Raw genomic sequence first — 18,844 nt, 5'->3', positions numbered from 1 at the left:
CATGGACTACGTATTGCCCCCCCAGCCGCCCGTCGCGGTTCCCGTTGCCGGCAGCGCCGCGCTGTTTCCGGTGCGCCGCGTTTATTGCGTCGGCCGCAACTACGCTGAGCACGCCAAGGAAATGGGCTTCACCGGCCGCGAAGATCCGTTCTTCTTCTGCAAGCCCGCCGATGCCGTGCTGAGCGTGGCCGACGGCGAAACCGGCAAGATGCCGTATCCGCCCAAGACTTCCAATCTGCACTACGAGATGGAACTGGTCGTGGTGCTGGGCAAGGGCGGCCGCGACATTCCGGTGGAGCAGGCCAATGATTGCGTGTGGGGCTATGCGTTGGGCCTGGACATGACCCGCCGCGACCTGCAAGGCGAAATGAAGAAGCAGGGCCGTCCCTGGGAAATCGGCAAGGCCTTCGATCTGTCCGCGCCGCTGGGCCCGATCCATCCGCGCAGCGTCGTCGGCACTCTGGACAAGGGCGCCATCTGGCTGGACGTGAACGGCCAGCGCAAGCAGTCCAGCGACATCTCGCAGATGTTGTGGAACATCCCTGAAAGCATTGCCTACCTGTCCGGCCTGTTCGAACTGCAACCCGGTGACATCATCTTCACCGGCACGCCCGAAGGCGTGGGCGCCGTGCTGCAAGGCGACGTGATCACCGGCGGCGTCGAAGGCCTGGGTGAACTCCGCGTCCAGATCGTTTAAAGTACGCCCCGGATCCGTTTTCACTACTTCAGGAGCGCCAGCATGCGCAGCAAGATCGTGCTGACCGCCTTCGTCGTGTTCGGCTTTGTCCTCGCCGGTTGCAACACCGTCGCGGGCATGGGCAAGGACATGTCAAAGGCTGGCAGTGCCATTACCAATGCCGCCGACAAGTAACCGTCGCCTCCGGCAAAAAAAAAGCCCCTTGAGCGATCAAGGGGCTTTTTCCTTTGGCGGCAAGGGTTTACAACACATCCCCGGCGTAGTCGGCCAGGCGCGAACGCTCGCCGCGCTGCAGTGTGACGTGCCCTGAATGCGGCCAGCCCTTGAAGCGGTCGACCACGAAGGTCAGGCCGGAACTGCCCTCGGTCAGGTAGGGCGTATCGATCTGGGCGATGTTCCCCAGGCAGATCACCTTGGTGCCCGGACCCGCGCGCGTGACCAGCGTCTTCATCTGCTTGGGCGTCAGGTTCTGCGCCTCGTCGATGATCAGGTACTTGTTGAGGAAGGTGCGGCCGCGCATGAAGTTCAGGGACTTGACCTTGATGCGCGAACGGATCAGGTCCATGGTGGCGGCGCGCCCCCAGTCGCCGTTGCCTTCGCCTTCACCCATGTTCAGGACGTCCAGGTTGTCTTCCAGGGCGCCCATCCAGGGCAGCATCTTCTCTTCTTCCGTGCCCGGCAGGAAACCGATGTCTTCGCCGACCGGCACCGTGACGCGGGTCATGATGATTTCGGTGTAGCGCTTGGTTTCCAGCACCTGGGTGATGCCCGCGGCCAGCGCCAGCAGCGTCTTGCCCGTGCCCGCCTGGCCCAGCAGCGACACGAAGTCGCATTCGGGATTCATCAGCAGGTTCATGGCGAAGTTCTGCTCGCGGTTGCGCGCGGTGATGCCCCAGACGTTGTTCTTGCCGTGGGTGTAGTCGCGCAGCGTCGCCAGCACCGCCATCTTGCCGCTGACCTCGCGCACCTGCGCGTACAGGGGCATCTGGCCTTCGAAGTAGACGAACTGGTTGACCACGAACTGCGAGCACAGCGGGCCGTGGATGCGGTAGAAGGTGGTGCCGCCCTGTTGCCAGGATTCCACATCCTTGCCGTGCTTGTTCCAGAAGTCCTCGGGCAACTGCATCACGCCCGAGTACATCAGGTCCGAGTCCTCCATGACGTGATCGTTGAAGTAGTCTTCAGCGGCCATGCCCAGCGCGCGCGCCTTCAGGCGCATGTTGATGTCCTTGGACACCAGCACGACTTCGCGCTGCGGGTACTTTTCCTGCAGCGCCCGGACCACGCCCAGGATCTGGTTGTCGGCCTTGCCCATGGGCAGGTCGGACGGCAGGGTGCTGTGGATCGCGGTCGTCTGGAACATCAGGCGGCCGGTGGCGTCCTTGTTGCCCAGCTTGGTCAGCTCCAGCCCTTCGTCCAGCTGGCTCGCGTCCTGCACCAGCGCGTCCAGCGAACGGCTGACCTGGCGCGCGTTGCGCCCCACTTCCGACATGCCTTTCTTCTGATGGTCCAGCTCTTCGAGCGTCATCATCGGCAGGAAGATGTCGTGCTCTTCGAAGCGGAACAGGGAGCTGGGATCGTGCAGCAACACGTTGGTGTCCAGCACGAACAGCTTGCGTGGTTCGTTCTGGGCGCGGGCTTTCGTGCGCTTGGCGGGCGCCGGCTTGGCGCGGCGCGTTTCGGCGCGCGCGGCGGGAGCGGCTGGCGCCGGCGGCGGCACCTGGCGGGCGGGCGCCGGGATCTGCGCCTTCCGGGCCGGTGCGGCCAGACCTTCGAGTTCGGGCTGGACGAGCAACTCGTCTTCGTCGTCCTCGGCGAGGACTGCCTGGGTACTGGACCGCGCAGCGGCGGTCTTGGTGCTGCGGGCCTGCGCCCGGGCGGATTCGCCCGAGGGGAAGGTCAGGATGGCTGCGGGACGGGTGGGCAACTTCGGAAGCGGCATATTTGTCACTCTCCAGTGTGGGCCGGCTATAGCGCCTGACGGGTAAAACCTGTGCTTACACGGCTAACCGATGCTTTTCGCTGCCTGCAGGACTTCCTTGGCGTGGCCCGGGACCTTCACCCCGCGCCACTCCTGCACCAGCACGCCATAGGCATCGATCAGGAAGGTGCTGCGCTCGATGCCGCGCACCTGCTTGCCGTACATATTCTTTTGCTTGATGACGCCGAACAGATTGCAGACGGTTTCGTCGGCGTCGGAGATGAGAGGGAAAGGAAGTTCGTACTTGGCCTTGAAGTTCTCGTGCGACTTAAGCGAATCGCGCGAGATGCCGATGACGACGGCGCTGGCTGCCAGGAACTCGGCGTTCAGGTCGCGGAAATCCTGGCTTTCGGTGGTGCAGCCAGGGGTATTGTCCTTGGGGTAGAAATACAGGATCACGGCGCGGCCCTGGCACTGCTCCAGGCTGATCGGACCTATGGTGCTTTCAGCGGTGAACAGCGGGGCGGGTTTGCCTATGGTCGGCGTCATTTCTGGGATTCTCCGTTGGGGGGGATGAGGGCCACGACCACGCGCCGGCCCTCCGCCATCAGGATGTTGTAGGTGCGCGAGGCGGCGTGCGTGTCCATGATCTCGACGCCGATGCCGGCCGCCAGCAGGGGGCGCAGCACGTCGGGGCGCAGGAACTGCTGGCGCCCGCCGGTGCCCACCAGCAGCACTTCCGGCGCATTCGCCGGGCGGCTGGGGGCGGCTTCCGGTTCGTCCAGAAAGGCCATGGGGTCGCGGACGGGCTCGGACAATCCGGCCGCCTGGCGCAAGAGAGTGGGGGTGATGTCGGCCGGCGACTCAACGGGCCAGTGGGTCACTTCGCCTTCGGGGCCGAATGCGACCGAGGAGGAAAAACGTACCTGGTTGACCTCGATATAGCCATCACCATAGGCGGTGACGGTATTCAGAGCGGCCGTCGCAGGATCGGTATGCAGCTTCAATAAAAACTCCGGCTATATGGCCCGATAATAGCGCATCAGGATGACGCCATGTTGCAGGGTATCCACGTGTGGGGAAGGGCCCCCACGCCGCACTCGCTGCGCTCGCTTGCTGCCCCCCGAGGGGGCGCGTTTTGCCTTGGGGCGGCCCGGCGGCAAAACGGAGTCCTCACGCCACGCGATTCCTCTCGAGGAACCCCCGAAATCGGCCCCTTTTTTTCCCCATTTGCCGCACAGGCGTCCTTGCGCTAGATTACAGGGTTTTGCTGCACTGCAATCCCATGCTGGCGCAGCGTTTCGGACCCTTTTCCCCTTCGCGCATTCGCGCCCTGGTTTTTTGCCCTTTTATCGCCCCTAAGGATTCCCATCATGAGGAAGTTCTCCCGCATCGAGCGTTTGCCCCCGTACGTTTTCAACATTACCGGCGAGCTCAAGATGGCGGCGCGTAGGCGTGGCGAAGACATCATCGACATGTCGATGGGCAATCCGGACGGCGCGACTCCCAAGCACATCGTCGACAAGATGGTGGAAGCGACGACGCGTCCGACCACGCACGGCTATTCCGTGTCCAAGGGCATTCCGCGCCTGCGCAAGGCGATCTGTGACTGGTACCAGCGCCGCTACGCGGTCGAGTTCGATCCGGATTCCGAAGCCATCGTCACCATCGGCTCCAAGGAAGGCCTGGCCCACTTGATGCTGGCCACGCTGGACCGCGGCGACACCGTGCTGGTGCCCAACCCCAGCTACCCGATTCACATCTACGGCGCGGTCATCGCCGGCGCCAACATCCGTTCCGTGCGCATGACGCCGGGCGTGGACTTCTTCGAGGAACTGGAACGCGCCGTGCGCGAATCCATCCCGAAGCCCAAGATGATGGTGCTGGGCTTTCCCAGCAACCCGACCGCGCAGTGCGTGGACCTGTCGTTCTTCGAACGCGTGGTGGCGCTGGCCAAGGAACATGACATCCTGGTGGTGCACGACCTGGCCTACGCCGACATCACGTTCGACGGCTACGTGGCGCCGTCCATCATGCAGGTGCCCGGCGCGCGCGATGTCGCCGTCGAGTTCTTCACGATGAGCAAGAGCTACAACATGGCCGGCTGGCGCATCGGCTACATGGTCGGCAACCGCGAACTGGTCAACGCGCTCGCGCGCATCAAGAGCTATCACGACTACGGCACGTTCACGCCGATCCAGGTGGCGTCCATCGCCGCTCTGGACGGTCCGCAGGACTGCGTGAACGAAATTGTGGCGCAGTATCAAAGCCGCCGCGACGTGCTCGTGCGCGGCTTGCATGAAGCAGGTTGGAATGTGGAAATTCCCAAGGCGTCCATGTACATCTGGGCGCAGATCCCCGAACCCTACAGGGCGATGGGCTCTTTGGAATTTGCCAAGCGCGTCCTGTCGGATGCGAAGGTAGCTGTGTCCCCCGGGATCGGCTTCGGCGAGTATGGCGACGAATACGTGCGCTTCGCCCTGATCGAAAACGAGCAGCGCACCCGGCAAGCGGTGCGAGGCATCAAAGACATGTTCCGCAAGGACGGATTGCTGAAGTAGAGCCCACCCCCGAAGCGCTGCGCGCTTCCCCCTCAAGGGGGCATGCCGGCGGAGCCGGATCCGCGGCATCCCGATAGGGGGGGCACCGTATCAGGGGGCGCAGCTCTCGCACAGCAGTTATGGAGAACCGAAAATGAATTCCCCTCAACGCCCGCCCGCAGAAGGCGCCGCGATGAAACCCATGAAAGTCGGCCTGCTCGGCCTGGGCGTGGTTGGCGGCGGCACCTGGGCGGTGCTGTCGCGCAACGCGGAAGAGATTGCGCGCCGCGCTGGCCGCCGCATCGAGGTGACCCGCGCCGCCGTGCGCGACGTGGCCAAGGCGCGCGCGCGCGTGGGCGACGCGATCCTGGTCGATACCGATGTGCACGCGCTGGTGCGCGACCCTGAAATCGACATCGTCGTCGAACTGATCGGCGGCGACACGCTGGCGCGCGAGCTGGTGCTGGAAGCCATCGCCAACGGCAAGCACGTCGTGACCGCCAACAAGGCGCTGCTGGCCAAGCACGGCAATGAGATCTTCGCCGCCGCCCACGAGCGCGGCGTGATGGTGACCTTCGAGGCCGCCGTCGCCGGCGGCATCCCCATCATCAAGGCGATCCGCGAAGGCCTGACGGCCAACCGCATCCAGTGGGTGGCCGGCATTATCAACGGCACCACCAACTTCATCCTGTCTGAAATGCGCTCGCGCGGCCTGCCGTTCGCCGACGTGCTGGCCGAGGCCCAGCGCCTGGGCTACGCCGAAGCCGATCCCACGTTCGACGTGGAAGGTGTGGACGCGGCCCATAAGCTGACCCTGCTGGCTTCGCTGGCTTTCGGCGTGCCGGTACAGTTCGACCGCGCCTATATCGAAGGCATTTCGCAGCTGGCTGCCGAAGACATCGAGCATGCCGAACGCCTGGGCTACCGCATCAAACTGCTGGGCGTCACCAAGCGCCGTCCGGACGGCATCGAGCTGCGCGTGCATCCGGCGCTGGTGCCGGCCGAACGCCTGCTGGCCAACGTCGAGGGCGCGATGAACGCCGTGCTGGTCAAGGGCGACGCCGTCGGCCCCACGCTGTATTACGGCCAGGGCGCGGGCGAAGAGCCCACCGCCTCGGCCGTGGTGGCCGACCTGGTCGACGTGACCCGCCTGCACACCGCCGACCCGGGCAACCGCGTACCGCACCTGGCTTTCCAGCCGGACGCCATGTCCGACACGCCGATCCTGCCGATCGAGCAGGTCAGCACCTCGTACTACCTGCGCCTGCGCGTGGACGACCAGCCGGGCGTGCTGGCCGACATCGCCCGCATCCTGGCCGACCGCTCCATCTCCATCGGGTCGATGATCCAGCAGCCGTCGCACATCGGCGGCGCCGACATCATCTTCCTGACGCACGAAGCGGTCGAAGGCAACGTCAACCAGGCGATCGAACGCATCGAAGCCCTACCGTTCGTGCGTTCGAAAGTTACGCGCCTACGCGTGGAAAACCTGACATGAAATACATCTCTACCCGCGGCGGCATGGCCGCGATGGAATTCTCGGACATCCTGCTGGAAGGCCTGGCGCCGGACGGCGGCCTGGCGGTGCCGGAGCAACTGCCCCAGGTCTCGGCCGAAACGCTGGAGTCCTGGCGCGGCCTGCCGTATGCCGACCTGGCGTTCGAAGTGCTGTCGCTGTTCGCCACCGACATCCCGGCCGAAGACCTGCGCCGCCTGACGCGCGCGGCCTACACCCAGCAGATCTTCAACAGCGAGGACATCGTCCCGCTGCGTCCGCTGGACGGCGGCCTGTCGCTGCTGGGCCTGTCCGAGGGGCCGACGCTGGCCTTCAAGGACATGGCCATGCAGTTCCTGGGCCAGGTCTTCGAATACGTGCTGGCGAAGCGCGGCACCACCCTGAATATCGTGGGAGCCACCTCCGGCGATACGGGTTCGGCGGCGGAATACGCCTTGCGCGGCAAACAGGGCGTGGCGGTGTTCATGCTGTCGCCGCATGGCCGCATGAGCGCCTTCCAGCGCGCCCAGATGTATTCGCTGCAGGACGAGAACATCCACAACATCGCCGTGCACGGCGTGTTCGACGAAGCCCAGGATATCGTCAAGGCCCTGGCCGGCGATCTGGCGTTCAAGACCAAGTACCGTTTGGGCGCGGTCAACTCCATCAACTGGGCGCGTATCGCCGCCCAGGTGGTGTACTACTTTCACGGCTGGCTGCGCGCCACCAGCAAGGCTGGCGAGCAGGTGTCGTTCGCGGTGCCCTCGGGCAACTTCGGCAACATCCTGTCCGGCCACATTGCGCGCCGCATGGGCCTGCCCATCCGCCGCCTGGTGCTGGCCACGAACGAGAACAACGTGCTGGAAGAGTTTTTCCGCACCGGCGTCTATCGTCCGCGTCCCGCCGAGCAGACCTACGCCACCTCCAGCCCGTCGATGGATATTTCGCGCGCCTCGAACTTCGAGCGCTTCGTGTTCGACCTGGTCGGCCGCGACGCGGCTCGGGTCAAGGAACTGTGGGCCGGCATGGCGCGCGACGGGTCTTTCGACCTGTCCGATCTGAAGCCGCAATTCGAGGAGCGTTATGGCTTCGTATCGGGCGCGAGCTCGCACGAAGACCGCCTGGCGACGATCCGTTCGGTCTACGACGAAACCGGCGTGCTGATCGATCCGCACACCGCAGATGGCGTCAAGGTCGCGCGTGAATTCGTCGAACCCGGCGTGCCCATGCTGGTCCTGGAAACCGCCTTGCCGGCGAAGTTCTCGGAAACCATCGAAGAGGCGCTGGGCCGTCCGGCCACGCCGCCGGGCAATCTCGCCGATCTCGAGTCGCTGCCGCAACGCGTGGAAATCATGGATTGCGATCAGGCCGCCGTGCGACGCTTCATCGAGGCGAACGCCAAGGTGTAAAGGCCGCTTGCGTCTTGTGTGCGTGTGCAACCCCTCGCAAGCTGGTCTTGCGAGGGGTTTTTTGCGTTTTGGCGGGTCGGCTGGATTACCTTCGCATGCATTTTGACCACAACCGGTCACGAATGAGGGGGCAGTGTCCGATACAGTAAATCCACGATTCACTTTCGGAGAACACGCCCATGAAACTGAAGACCATGACGCTTGCCCTGGCCGTGACCGGATTCGGGGTACTGGCCGGATGCTCGTCTCCGTCGGTCATTCAGCAGCGGGACGGCAGCTCGACCGTGACGCCCGATACGCCCAAATACGACAAGGATTCGGGCATGTACGAATATGACAAGGACGGCAAGAAGGTCCAGATCAACAAGGACGACGTGAAGTCCATTGAACAGGTGAAGTGACCGCCGTTCCGGCCATCCTTCAAAGACAAAGCCCCGGCCGCACAAGGCGCCGGGGCTTTTTTCATGGGCGCGGAGCGCCTGCGGAATTACTGCTTGGCAGCCTCTTCGGCGTGGTAGCGGCCGACGCGGTCGACTTCGTTCTTCGAGCCCAGGATCACGCTGACGCGCTGGTGCAGCTTGTCGGGCTGGATCGCCATGATGCGCTGCTCGCCGTTGATCGCGGCGCCGCCGGCCTGTTCGACCAGGAAGCTCATGGGGTTGGCTTCGTACATCAGACGCAGCTTGCCGGCCTTGCCGGGCTCACGGGCATCCCAGGGGTACATGAAGATGCCGCCGCGGGTCAGGATGCGATGCACGTCCGCCACCATGGAGGCGATCCAGCGCATGTTGTAGTCCTTGCCCAACGGACCGGTGGCGCCGGCCAGGCAGTCGTCGACGTAGCGCTTGACCGGGGCGGCCCAGTGGCGCATGTTCGACATGTTGATGGCGAACTCCTTGGTGTCTTCCGGCACGCGGATGTTCTCGTGCGTCAGCACCCACGAGCCCATTTCGCGATCCAGCGTGAAGCCCACCACGCCATTGCCGATGGTCAGCACCAGCATGGTTTGCGGACCGTAGACGGCATAGCCGGCCACGACCTGCTTGTCGCCCGGCTGCAGGAAGTCCTGTTCGCACACGGGCGCGCCCGATACGTTGTGCGGCGCATGCAGCACCGAGAAGATGGTGCCGATGGAGACGTTGACGTCGATGTTCGAGGAGCCATCCAGGGGATCGAACAGCAGCAGGTATTCGCCCTTGGGATAGCGGTTCGGAATCAGATGGATGGTTTCCATCTCTTCGGAGGCCATGGCCGCCAGGTGGCCGCCCCATTCATTGGCTTCCAGCAGGATCTCGTTGGACAGCACGTCCAGCTTCTTCTGCACTTCGCCCTGGACGTTCTCGCTTTCCAGGCTGCCGAGGACGCCGCCGAGCGCCCCTTTGCTCACCGCATGGCTGATGGCCTTGCAGGCGCGCGCGACCACTTCGATGAGCAGCCGCACTTCCGGCGCGAGGGCTTGGGCGGAGCGCTGTTGCTCCACCAGGTATTGGGTCAGTGTTTTGCGTTTCAAAGGAACCTCCTATGCTGCGAATTCTAAAGCCTTGGATACGATTTCCTGCACGTTGCGCGAAAGGCCTTCGTGCGCGCGCACCTGCTGCAGGGCTGCCTGCATGGGCGTGCGCAGGGCGGGCACGAAGCGCGACCAGTTGTCCAGCGCGCGCGCCAGACGGGCAGCGATTTCGGGATTGAGCGCGTCCAGCGCCAGCACGTGCTCGGCCCAGAAGGCGTAGCCCGTGCCGTCGGGATGATGCATGCCGCGCGCGTTGTTCAGGCAGAACTGGAAGATCAGCGAGCGAGCGCGGTTCGGATTGCGCAAGGTGAACGCGGGGTGCCGCATCAGTTCGCGCGCGGTCTGCACCGTGGTTGAGCGTGCCGCGGCCTGCAGGGCGAACCACTTGTCCACCACCAGGGCATTGTCGCGCCACTTGTCGTAGAAGGCGGCAAGCGCCTCTTGCGGGAACTCTCCCTGGCCGAAATTGATCAGGGCGGACAGCGCGGCCATGCTGTCGGTCATGTTGTCCGCCTTGCCGTACTGCTGCTCGGCCAGGCGCTGGGCGTCGAGTTCGCCCGCCGCCATCAGGTGGCTGAGCGCCAGGTTCTTCAACGCGCGCTTGCCCGCCGGAACCGGCGCCGGGCTGTATTCGCCCGGAGTCTGGTTGTCGTCGAAAGCCTGGCGGAATTCGGCGGCCAGCTGGCGTCCCAGTTCGGCACGCAGGAAGTCGCGCGCGACCGCGAGGGCAGGCGGATCCACCTGCTGCATGCGCTCGGCCAGGGTCTTTTCCGACGGCAGCGCCAAGGCGCGGGCACGGTAGGCGGCATCGATCTCAGGATCGGTCAGCAGCGCGCGCCAGGTGTCGATGAAGGCGGAATCGGCATGCAGCGTTTTGCCGGCCTGTTGGGCCTCGGCCAGCGCCAGGATCTGGCGAGTGGCGAATTCCTGGCCGGCCTCCCAGCGCGCGAAGGGATTGCTGTCATGCGCCGACAGCAGCGCCAGCTCTTCGTTGGTCCAGCTGTAATCGACGATGACGGGCGCCGAGAAGTCGCGCAGCAGCGACGGCACGGGGCGCTCGGCGATATCGTCGAATACCCATTGCTGGCTTTGCTGCGTCAGTTCCAGCAACGCGGTTTCCTCGACCTCGTCGCCCTGGCGCAGCGGCAGGGGGCGGCCGCTCGGATCCAGCAGGCCGATGGCGAAGGGGATATGGAAGGGGGCCTTGACGTAGTCGGCGCCGGCCTTTCTTTCCACGCCGACCGGCGGGCATTCCTGAGTGAGCGTCACGGTGCAGCGGCGCGCGGCGGCGTCGTGCTCGAGCTTGACGGTCACGCGCGGCGTGCCGGCCTGGCGGTACCAGCGGCGGAACACGGACAGGTCGCGGTCCGGATGTTGGCGCACGTAGACGGATTCCATGGCGGCGACGAAGTCGTCGCAGGTCACGGCCTGGCCGTCATGGCGACGGAAGTACTCGTCCATGCCGGCGCGAAAGCCTTCCTCGCCCAGCAGGGTGTGCTGCATGCGGATGACCTCGGCGCCTTTCTCGTACACGGTGGCGGTGTAGAAATTGCCGATTTCCTGGTAGCTTTCCGGCCGGATGGGGTGAGCCATGGGACCCGCATCTTCCGGGAACTGGGCGGCCCGCAGCGCGACCACGTCGTCGATTCGCTTGACCGCGCGGGCGCTTGCGGCTTCGGCGGCATCCATGCCGTGGGCCATCATGTCGGCGCTGAACTCCTGGTCGCGGAAGACGGTCAGGCCTTCCTTCAGGCTCAACTGGAACCAGTCGCGGCAGGTGACGCGGTTGCCGGTCCAGTTGTGGAAGTACTCGTGTCCGATGACGGACTCGATGCCTTCGTAGTTGGCGTCCGTAGCGGTGTCCGCATCCGCCAGCACGTAGGCGGCGTTGAAAATGTTCAAGCCCTTGTTTTCCATCGCGCCCATGTTGAAGTCATGGACGGCCACGATCATGAAGCGATCCAGGTCCAGCTCCAGGCCGAAGCGGCTTTCGTCCCAGCGCAGCGCGCGCACCAGCGAATCCAGCGCCCATTCGGTCTTGGACTCCGAGCCCGGGTCGCTATAGACCTGCAGCAGCACGTCGCGGCCGCTGGCGGTCTTCACGGTGGTTTCGCGGTGCGTGAGCTTGCCGGCCACCAATGCGAACAGGTAGCAGGGCTTGGGGAAGGGGTCTTCCCATTCGACTTCGTTGCGGCCGTCGGGTAATTGGCGCGTGGCCAGCAGGTTGCCGTTGGACAGCAGCACCGGGTACTCCGGCTGCGCGCGCAAGGTTACGCGGTAGCGCGACATGACGTCAGGCCGGTCCGCGAACCAGGTGATGCGGCGAAAGCCCTCGGCTTCGCACTGGGTGAAGAAGTTTCCGCCCGAGACGTACAGGCCCATCAGCGTGGAATTGGCCGAAGGCTTGCAGCGGCTGACGATTTCCACCGTGGCGCTCGGCGGCAGGCCGTATAGGGCCAAACTGTGTTCGGACAGGCGGTAGCTGTCGGCGGGCAGGGCCGCGCCATTCACGCCTACCGAGACGAGTTCCAGGTCTACTCCGTCCAGGACCAGGGCGGCGTCGGCGCTGGCCCCGGCCTTGCGCTGCACTTGCAGCGTGCAGCGCACTTCGGTCGCGTCCGGCGCGAGATCGAAGGCGAGGGCGACTTCGGGAATGTCGTAGGGGTAGGGCTGGTAATCCTTGCGATATACGGTTACGGGCGTGTCTGTGCGCATGGGATTGCAGTCCTGTATGAACGAGGCCTCTATTGTAGTGGTTGGGCATGGCGCGCCGGCCTGGGCCTTTTGGCTTACCGTAAACTTTTTGTAGCGGTTCGAGTCAAAGTCAGTATCATGGCGCCGTCGCGCGCCGGAGGGGTTGCAAAATGTCGAGGTTGTCCATGTTCAATGCACGCCGCTGGGCGGGCCTGATGGCTGTTGCGGGGGCGCTCGCCCTGACGGGTTGCGCGGCGCCGACGGTTTCCGCGCGGGTGACTTCCTTTCAGCAATGGCCCGCGGGCGTAGAGGGGCAGACATACCAATTCATCGCCGCCGACGCCTCGCAAAACAACAATCTCGAATATCAGTCCTATCAGGACATGGTGCGTGCCGGCATAGGCGCAACCGGCCTGGTCGAAGCCAGGCCTGGAGCCAAAGGCCGTTTCGACGTGTCGTTCAATTACGGCACCTCGCAGACCCAGATAATGGTGCAGCGTCCATACGACCCGTACTTCTACGGCGGCTACGGCTATGGCTACGGCGGCTTCTACGGCCCGCGGCCCTGGGGCGCCGGCTATGGCTATTGGGGGCCGGACTGGGTGGATGTGCCGATGGCGGTGCAGCGCAATACCCTCACCCTGCATATCTATGACACGCAGCGGGGCGGCGCGGAGGTGTACCGTTCCAGCGCTTTCATATTGAGCGAGCGCGACGATTTCCTGCGGACCATGCCGTACCTGGTGCGCGCAATATTTGATAATTTTCCCGGGAATAATGGCGCTGAGCGCGAAATCCGTTTCCCGGTGCAATAAATTCCGGCGGTCTTTGCGGACCAGCCTTTAAATAAAATCGGCGCACCATTTTGGTGCGCCGATTTTTTTATTACTGGCGAATAGGTTCTTATTCTTTGATAAGAAAACTGTCGCGGGTCGCGCCTGCGGCTTCTTCCGCGGCGAGCCAGCGGGGAGCCTTGCCACGGCCGCTCCACGTTTCCCCTGTTTGAGGATGGCGGTACTTGGGCGCAACGGCGCGTTTGGCGGCGTTGGCGGGACGGGCAGCGGCGCCGGCCTTGCGGCGGCCGCCTGTGGCGGCGCGGGCGGGCTTGCCGGCGCCATAGGCTGCAATGATCTCTTCAGGCGTGATTTCGTACTCGCGCATCGACGTGATGATCTGCGTGATCACCGGCTTGCGGCGCTTGGTTTGCAGGACTTCAGCCTTCTTTTGTAGCTTGTTGATTTCCTTTTCGATCTTTGCTTGCAGTGCTGCGTAGGATTCTCGGGCCATGGTTTATTCCTGATTATGGAACTGCTGTAATCGCCGGCGAAGTTATGTGTAATTGTTGTGCTTCGCATAATACAGAAGTTGCGGCTTGACTTCCCGGTTTTCGAAGCAATTACTTTGTATCAAAAGAGCCCGATACCGTTTTTCGGTCTGGGAATGCCTGCAATGAGCCAAGTGCTGGGAAGGATATTCTTAAATTTGGGACAACTTGAAACAATAGGGATATTGGTTCACGAGGCGGACAAATGGGCCGTTGAACCCTTGCGCCTGCGCGGTTTGTCTCGCAGAGCGTGCAAATACGCGGCTTCCGGGCTGCCGCCATCGATCGTGCAAGCTGCCTGCCCGGCGCTGGTGGAGGTCTGATGACGGTATGCAAGGGAACGAATGAATTGTCCTGTAGTCCGATATTTATGCGGTCCCGTCTGATGTGATCCCGTATTGGGCGCCGGGGCGTTCCCTTGGCGCATTTCATTTTCATGTCAGGTTGTATGACGAGTTTGGCGTGTGCGTTCGAGATATCGTGGGGTCTATATGCCGACGAGCCGCCCATGTCTTCCGGAACAGGGAAAGAGGGGCGTATCGAACATTGTTTGGGCCTGCGTTTGAGCCAGCCTGTCCAGCTTGATATGTAATATTCCGGCCCCATCCCATGTCCCATAGATAATGCCCGTGGTATTTTTCGCCGCCCGCGTGCCGCCCGCGTGCCGCCCGCGTGCCGCCCGCGTGCCGCTCGCTGAATCCTCTGCGCCGGAGCGTCCCCGCGACGGCGGGGCCGCGCCGGCGTTACGATATGATCTCGAGTATCACCGCGAGCGCGCGCCAGCGCGCCGCCGCCTCCTGTACAGAGCCCCATGAAAATCATCGATCCCGCCATTGCTTCCCTCGCCACCGCCAAATCCCTGCTGCTCGACCCTTGGGGGCTGACCGAGGCGGATATGGCGCGCGCGCTGGGTGAGATCTTCACGCACAAGGTCGACTACGCCGACCTGTACTTCCAGTACACGCGCAGCGAGGGCTGGAGCCTGGAAGAGGGCATCGTCAAGACGGGCAGTTTTTCGATCAGCCAGGGCGTCGGGGTGCGCGCCGTGAGCGGCGAGAAAACCGCCTTCGCCTATTCGGATTCGCTGTCGCCCGAAGCCTTGCTGTCGTCGGCCCACGCCGTGCGCGGCATTGCGCGCCGTGGCGCCGGCAAAGTGAAGGTGGCGGCGCAGGTGGAAGCCGAGATCGGCCGCAGCCTGTACGCCGATATCGATCCGGTGGCCACGCTGAGCGCCCCGGAAAAAGTCGCACTACTGGAGCGCGTGGAGCGCATGGCGCGCGCGCGCGATCCGCACGTGATCCAGGTCATGGCGGGCCTGGGCGCCGAGTACGACGTGGTGCTGGTGGCCGGCAGCGACGGCCGCCTGGCCGCCGATGTGCGTCCGCTGGTGCGTCTGTCGCTGACTGTCATCGCCGAACGCAACGGCCGTCGCGAGATGGGCCACGCCGGGGGCGGCGGCCGCCTGGGCCTGGCCTATTTCACGGACGAAATGCTGCAAGGCTATGTCGAGCGCGCGGTACATGAAGCCATGGTGAACCTGGAAGCGCGCCCGGCGCCGGCTGGCGAGATGACCGTCGTGCTGGGCTCCGGCTGGCCCGGCATCCTGCTGCACGAGGCTGTCGGTCACGGGCTGGAAGGCGATTTCAACCGCAAGGGCTCCAGCGTGTTTTCCGGCCGCATCGGCGAGCGCGTGGCCTCCAAGGGTGTCACCGTGGTGGACGACGGCACGATCCCGGATCGCCGCGGTTCGCTCAATATCGACGATGAAGGCAACGCCACCCAGCGCAACGTGCTGATTGAAGACGGCATCCTGCGCGGCTACATGCAGGACACCCTGAACGCGCGCCTCATGAAGACCGCGGCCACCGGCAATGGCCGCCGCGAATCGTTTGCGCACTTGCCCATGCCGCGCATGACCAATACCTACATGCTGGCGGGCGACAAGCCGGCCGAGGAAATCGTGTCGTCCGTCAAGCGCGGACTGTACGCGGTCAACTTCGGCGGCGGCCAGGTCGACATCACCAACGGCAAGTTCGTGTTCTCCGCGTCCGAGGCCTACATGATTGAAAACGGCAAGGTGACCTACCCGGTCAAGGGCGCCACCCTGATCGGCAACGGTCCGGACGCCATGAACCGCGTCACCATGATCGGCAATGACCTGCAGCTGGATTCGGGCGTGGGCACCTGCGGCAAGGATGGGCAGAGCGTACCTGTGGGCGTGGGCATGCCCACGGTCCGCATGGAAGGCCTGACGGTCGGCGGCACGGCCTGATCCGAAAAAACACGGGTGACGGCCCGAAAAATTTGTGCTAGAGTCAATCCCCATGAAATTCGCGTCCCCCGCCTTTTATTTTTATTTTTATGGTTTTCTGAAGCCGCTGGCGGAGGAAGGGACGCGCTCAATCTGAAGTTTGGAAAGAATCCCCCCAAAAAAGCCGCCAGCGAACTGGCGGCTTTTTTTGCGCCGCCAGTTGAGGAAACCACCTCGGGAACATCCCCGTGGCGGGCAACCCAGGAGCAGTACCGTGTCACACAATACCGACGACCTTCGCATTCGAGAAATCAAAGAGCTGAACCCGCCCGCGCACGTCATGCGCGAGTTCGCCTGCACCAAGGAGGCGTCCGATACCGTGTTCGCCGCCCGTCAGGGAATGCACCGCATCCTGCACGGCATGGATGACCGGATGATCGTCGTGATCGGTCCTTGCTCCATCCATGACACCCGCGCGGCCATCGAATATGCGAAGCGTCTGAAGCCCGTGCGCGACCGGCTGAGCGCCGACCTGGAAATCGTGATGCGCGTGTACTTCGAGAAGCCGCGCACCACGGTGGGCTGGAAGGGCCTGATCAACGATCCGGATCTGGATGGCAGCTTCGACATCAACAAGGGCGTGCGCGTCGCCCGCGAATTGCTGCTGGACATCAATAGCCTGGGACTGCCGGCGGGTTGCGAGTTCCTGGACATGATTACGCCGCAATACATCGCGGATCTGGTCTCCTGGGGGGCGATCGGGGCTCGGACGACGGAAAGCCAGGTGCATCGCGAACTGGCTTCGGGACTGTCGTGTCCGGTGGGGTTCAAGAATGGCACCGACGGCAATGTGAAGATCGCGGTGGACGCGATCAAGGCGGCGTCGCAGCCGCACCATTTCCTGTCGGTGACCAAGGGCGGCCATTCCGCCATCGTGTCGACGGCCGGCAACGAGGACTGCCACGTCATCCTGCGCGGCGGCAAGACGCCGAACTACGATGCGGCCAGCATCGATGCGGCCTGCCAGGACATGTCCAAGGCCGGCCTGGCACAGCGCATCATGATCGACGCCAGCCACGCCAACAGCAGCAAGAAGCCCGAGAACCAGCCGCTGGTCATCGAGGACGTGGCGCGCCAGATGGAAGCGGGCGACAGCCGCCTGGTGGGCGTCATGGTCGAAAGCCATCTGCTGGGCGGCCGCCAGGACATGGTGCCGGGCACGCCGCTGGTCTACGGCCAGAGCATCACCGACGGCTGCATCGACTGGGACGCCTCGGTCGCGGTGCTCGAGCGCCTGGCGCACGCCGTGCGCGAACGCCGCCGGGTCGCCCTGACTTCCGGCAAGTAAGCCCCTGGCAGCGCCGCCGATCGCCAGCGCTTGGCGGTTTGCGGCGCGGCGTGCGCGGCGGCGTAGAATAATCAGGTTAACGAACCCGAGATCACGCTGACCATGAACGCTCCCTTGCACGCCGAATCGTTGCGCCGTCCGGTGCCGGCCGCCTGTCTGGATGCCTTGCGCGCCCGCTTTGGCGATCGCTTGTCCGAATCCTCCGCCATGCGCGACCACCACGGCCGCGATGAATCTCCCTATCCGGCCATGCCGCCGGACGCGGTGGTTTTCGCGCACACGACCGAGGAAGTGGCCGAGATCGCCAAGCTGTGCAATCAGCATCGCGTGCCCCTGATTCCCTACGGCGCAGGGTCTTCGCTCGAAGGCCACATCCTGGCGATCCAGGGCGGCATCAGCCTGGACCTGTCGCAGATGAACAAGGTGCTGGCGGTCAACGCCGAGGACCTGACGGCCACCGTGCAGGCCGGCGTGCTGCGCAAGCAGCTCAACGAAGAAATCCGCGACACCGGCTTGTTCTTTCCGATCGATCCGGGCGCCGACGCCAGCCTGGGCGGCATGGCGGCCACGCGCGCTTCCGGCACCAACGCCGTGCGCTACGGCACCATGCGCGAGAACGTCATGTCGCTGACCGTGGTCACGGCGGACGGGCGCATCGTCCGCACCGCCGGTCGCGCCCGCAAGTCCTCGGCCGGCTACGACTTGACACGAATCTTCGTGGGCAGCGAAGGCACGCTGGGCATCATCACCGAAGTGACGGTGCGCCTGTACCCGCAGCCTGAAGCCGTGTCGGCCGCGGTCTGCAATTTCCCCACGCTGGATTCGGCCGTGCAGAGCGTGATCGAAATCATCCAGATGGGCGTGCCGGTCGCCCGCGTCGAATTCATGGACGCGGCCAGCGTGCGCTCGGTGAACCTGCACAGCAAGTTGACCCTGCGCGAGACGCCGCTGCTGGTGTTCGAATTCCACGGCAGCCCGGCTGGCGTGCAGGAACAGGCCGAAACCGTGCAGGCGATCACGGCGGACCATGGCGGCATGGACTTCGAATGGGCCGAGCGCCCCGAGGACCGCAGCCGGCTGTGGACCGCGCGCCACAACGCCTACTTCGCCGGCCTGCAACTGCGCCCCGGCTGCCGCGCCAGCACCACCGACGTCTGCGTGCCGATCTCGCGCCTGGCTGATTGCGTGCGCGACACGGTCGAGGAACTCGACCGCGCCAGCTTCCCCTACACGATCGTCGGCCACGTCGGCGACGGCAACTTCCATGTGCTGATGCTGCTCGATGCGGACAACGCCAAGGAATGGGAAGAATCCGAAACCATCAACCACAACCTGGTGCGCCGCGCGATTGCCGCCGACGGCACCTGCACGGGCGAGCACGGCGTGGGCCTGCACAAGATGCAGTTCATGGCCGAAGAGCATGGCGAGGATGCCCTGGATCTGATGCGCAGTTTGAAGCACGCATTTGATCCCAACAATATTCTCAATCCCGGCAAGATCGTGTCCTGGTAAGCCTGCTGCGGCAGCGCCGCCGACATCCTAAGCCGACGGCATGCCGTCGGCTTTTTTTTGCCGGCGGAACGGTCGAGCGAGGCGGGCGCCGGCCGTGTGCGGCATGCGATTACGGCTGGTTACTTATCTGGTGTGCCATAGGT

Annotated in this window: 17 protein-coding genes; 11 read left to right on the top strand and 6 right to left on the bottom strand. The window is 64.2% G+C overall.

All coding sequences use genetic code 11. The features are described 5' to 3' along the window. Position 1 precedes the first annotated feature (1 nt). Together AC3WOB_RS07665 and AC3WOB_RS07660 are read left to right on the top strand one after the other, a co-directional pair. On the top strand, positions 2 to 697 hold the full coding sequence (locus tag AC3WOB_RS07665; RefSeq protein ID WP_013392562.1) for a fumarylacetoacetate hydrolase family protein: 696 nt from the start codon (positions 2 to 4) through the stop codon (positions 695 to 697). A gap of 42 nt (positions 698 to 739) precedes the next feature. Beyond that, positions 740 to 871 carry an entericidin A/B family lipoprotein gene (locus tag AC3WOB_RS07660; protein ID WP_013392563.1) on the top strand — a complete coding sequence of 44 codons (132 nt, stop codon included), beginning with the start codon at positions 740 to 742 and terminating at the stop codon, positions 869 to 871. A 67-nt stretch (positions 872 to 938) separates the two neighbouring features. Here AC3WOB_RS07660 and AC3WOB_RS07655 read toward each other — a convergent pair whose 3' ends face one another. The 3 genes from AC3WOB_RS07655 to AC3WOB_RS07645 form a co-directional block, all read right to left on the bottom strand. Further along, positions 939 to 2,639 (bottom strand): PhoH family protein, encoded by a 1,701-nt coding sequence (locus AC3WOB_RS07655; RefSeq protein ID WP_492274685.1) that lies wholly within the window; start codon positions 2,637 to 2,639, stop codon positions 939 to 941. Between the two features lie 63 nt (positions 2,640 to 2,702). After that, positions 2,703 to 3,167: a peroxiredoxin gene (locus AC3WOB_RS07650; protein ID WP_013392565.1), complete on the bottom strand. Its 465-nt coding sequence runs from the start codon at positions 3,165 to 3,167 to the stop codon at positions 2,703 to 2,705. Further along, positions 3,164 to 3,625 (bottom strand): Mth938-like domain-containing protein, encoded by a 462-nt coding sequence (locus tag AC3WOB_RS07645; protein ID WP_013392566.1) that lies wholly within the window; start codon positions 3,623 to 3,625, stop codon positions 3,164 to 3,166. The genes AC3WOB_RS07650 and AC3WOB_RS07645 overlap by 4 nt, the downstream gene beginning before the upstream one ends. Before the next feature lie 366 nt (positions 3,626 to 3,991). Between AC3WOB_RS07645 and alaC the strand changes: the two genes are divergently transcribed. The 4 genes from alaC to AC3WOB_RS07625 all read left to right on the top strand — a co-directional run bounded on the left by alaC (position 3,992) and on the right by AC3WOB_RS07625 (position 8,463). Then, complete coding sequence (gene alaC / locus AC3WOB_RS07640) at positions 3,992 to 5,179, top strand: alanine transaminase (protein ID WP_008164319.1); 1,188 nt, start codon at positions 3,992 to 3,994, stop codon at positions 5,177 to 5,179. Between the two features lie 172 nt (positions 5,180 to 5,351). After that, complete coding sequence (locus AC3WOB_RS07635) at positions 5,352 to 6,656, top strand: homoserine dehydrogenase (RefSeq protein ID WP_013392567.1); 1,305 nt, start codon at positions 5,352 to 5,354, stop codon at positions 6,654 to 6,656. Further along, positions 6,653 to 8,062: a threonine synthase gene (gene thrC / locus AC3WOB_RS07630; RefSeq protein ID WP_492274684.1), complete on the top strand. Its 1,410-nt coding sequence runs from the start codon at positions 6,653 to 6,655 to the stop codon at positions 8,060 to 8,062. The genes AC3WOB_RS07635 and thrC overlap by 4 nt, the downstream gene beginning before the upstream one ends. Before the next feature lie 179 nt (positions 8,063 to 8,241). After that, on the top strand, positions 8,242 to 8,463 hold the full coding sequence (locus tag AC3WOB_RS07625) for a YgdI/YgdR family lipoprotein (protein ID WP_013392569.1): 222 nt from the start codon (positions 8,242 to 8,244) through the stop codon (positions 8,461 to 8,463). 86 nt (positions 8,464 to 8,549) lie between these two features. Here the strand turns inward: AC3WOB_RS07625 and AC3WOB_RS07620 are convergent, their stop codons facing one another. Together AC3WOB_RS07620 and pepN are read right to left on the bottom strand one after the other, a co-directional pair. Further along, positions 8,550 to 9,572: a class 1 fructose-bisphosphatase gene (locus AC3WOB_RS07620; RefSeq protein WP_492274683.1), complete on the bottom strand. Its 1,023-nt coding sequence runs from the start codon at positions 9,570 to 9,572 to the stop codon at positions 8,550 to 8,552. Positions 9,573 to 9,581: 9 nt separating this feature from the next. Then, complete coding sequence (gene pepN / locus AC3WOB_RS07615; RefSeq protein ID WP_492274682.1) at positions 9,582 to 12,287, bottom strand: aminopeptidase N; 2,706 nt, start codon at positions 12,285 to 12,287, stop codon at positions 9,582 to 9,584. A gap of 149 nt (positions 12,288 to 12,436) precedes the next feature. Here pepN and AC3WOB_RS07610 point away from each other — a divergent pair, with 149 nt between their 5' ends. Next, a complete protein-coding gene (locus AC3WOB_RS07610; RefSeq protein WP_013392572.1) occupies positions 12,437 to 13,081 on the top strand; it encodes a DUF4136 domain-containing protein in 645 nt (214 codons plus the stop codon). 88 nt (positions 13,082 to 13,169) lie between these two features. Here AC3WOB_RS07610 and AC3WOB_RS07605 read toward each other — a convergent pair whose 3' ends face one another. Beyond that, complete coding sequence (locus tag AC3WOB_RS07605) at positions 13,170 to 13,553, bottom strand: H-NS histone family protein (RefSeq protein ID WP_013392573.1); 384 nt, start codon at positions 13,551 to 13,553, stop codon at positions 13,170 to 13,172. Positions 13,554 to 13,715: 162 nt separating this feature from the next. Here AC3WOB_RS07605 and AC3WOB_RS07600 point away from each other — a divergent pair, with 162 nt between their 5' ends. From AC3WOB_RS07600 to AC3WOB_RS07585, 4 genes are all read left to right on the top strand, one after another. After that, entirely contained in the window at positions 13,716 to 13,913 is a 198-nt protein-coding gene (locus AC3WOB_RS07600; RefSeq protein WP_492274681.1) for a hypothetical protein, read from the top strand. A 488-nt stretch (positions 13,914 to 14,401) separates the two neighbouring features. Then, positions 14,402 to 15,862 (top strand): metalloprotease TldD, encoded by a 1,461-nt coding sequence (tldD, locus tag AC3WOB_RS07595; protein WP_013392574.1) that lies wholly within the window; start codon positions 14,402 to 14,404, stop codon positions 15,860 to 15,862. Between the two features lie 253 nt (positions 15,863 to 16,115). Beyond that, positions 16,116 to 17,189: a 3-deoxy-7-phosphoheptulonate synthase AroG gene (gene aroG, locus AC3WOB_RS07590; protein WP_013392575.1), complete on the top strand. Its 1,074-nt coding sequence runs from the start codon at positions 16,116 to 16,118 to the stop codon at positions 17,187 to 17,189. Between the two features lie 102 nt (positions 17,190 to 17,291). Beyond that, a complete protein-coding gene (locus AC3WOB_RS07585; RefSeq protein WP_492274680.1) occupies positions 17,292 to 18,701 on the top strand; it encodes an FAD-binding oxidoreductase in 1,410 nt (469 codons plus the stop codon). The last annotated feature ends 143 nt before the right edge of the window (positions 18,702 to 18,844 follow it).

This window comes from Achromobacter sp. FW305-C-30-7 (genome assembly GCF_058783105.1).
Note: the sequence above shows the minus strand (reverse complement) of the source record. Positions and strands in the feature narration are given on the sequence as shown.

Excerpts from the sequence above, each read along its gene's own strand:
- pepN (WP_492274682.1), bottom strand. The coding sequence starts at position 12,287 with ATGCGCACAGACACGCCCGTAACCGTATATCGCAAGGATTACCAGCCC.
- AC3WOB_RS07625 (WP_013392569.1), top strand. The coding sequence starts at position 8,242 with ATGAAACTGAAGACCATGACGCTTGCCCTGGCCGTGACCGGATTCGGG.
- AC3WOB_RS07655 (WP_492274685.1), bottom strand. The coding sequence starts at position 2,639 with ATGCCGCTTCCGAAGTTGCCCACCCGTCCCGCAGCCATCCTGACCTTC.
- AC3WOB_RS07665 (WP_013392562.1), top strand. The coding sequence starts at position 2 with ATGGACTACGTATTGCCCCCCCAGCCGCCCGTCGCGGTTCCCGTTGCC.
- AC3WOB_RS07610 (WP_013392572.1), top strand. The coding sequence starts at position 12,437 with ATGTCGAGGTTGTCCATGTTCAATGCACGCCGCTGGGCGGGCCTGATG.
- AC3WOB_RS07635 (WP_013392567.1), top strand. The coding sequence starts at position 5,352 with ATGAAACCCATGAAAGTCGGCCTGCTCGGCCTGGGCGTGGTTGGCGGC.
- AC3WOB_RS07650 (WP_013392565.1), bottom strand. The coding sequence starts at position 3,167 with ATGACGCCGACCATAGGCAAACCCGCCCCGCTGTTCACCGCTGAAAGC.
- tldD (WP_013392574.1), top strand. The coding sequence starts at position 14,402 with ATGAAAATCATCGATCCCGCCATTGCTTCCCTCGCCACCGCCAAATCC.
- alaC (WP_008164319.1), top strand. The coding sequence starts at position 3,992 with ATGAGGAAGTTCTCCCGCATCGAGCGTTTGCCCCCGTACGTTTTCAAC.
- AC3WOB_RS07660 (WP_013392563.1), top strand. The coding sequence starts at position 740 with ATGCGCAGCAAGATCGTGCTGACCGCCTTCGTCGTGTTCGGCTTTGTC.
- thrC (WP_492274684.1), top strand. The coding sequence starts at position 6,653 with ATGAAATACATCTCTACCCGCGGCGGCATGGCCGCGATGGAATTCTCG.
- AC3WOB_RS07605 (WP_013392573.1), bottom strand. The coding sequence starts at position 13,553 with ATGGCCCGAGAATCCTACGCAGCACTGCAAGCAAAGATCGAAAAGGAA.
- AC3WOB_RS07585 (WP_492274680.1), top strand. The coding sequence starts at position 17,292 with ATGAACGCTCCCTTGCACGCCGAATCGTTGCGCCGTCCGGTGCCGGCC.
- AC3WOB_RS07600 (WP_492274681.1), top strand. The coding sequence starts at position 13,716 with ATGAGCCAAGTGCTGGGAAGGATATTCTTAAATTTGGGACAACTTGAA.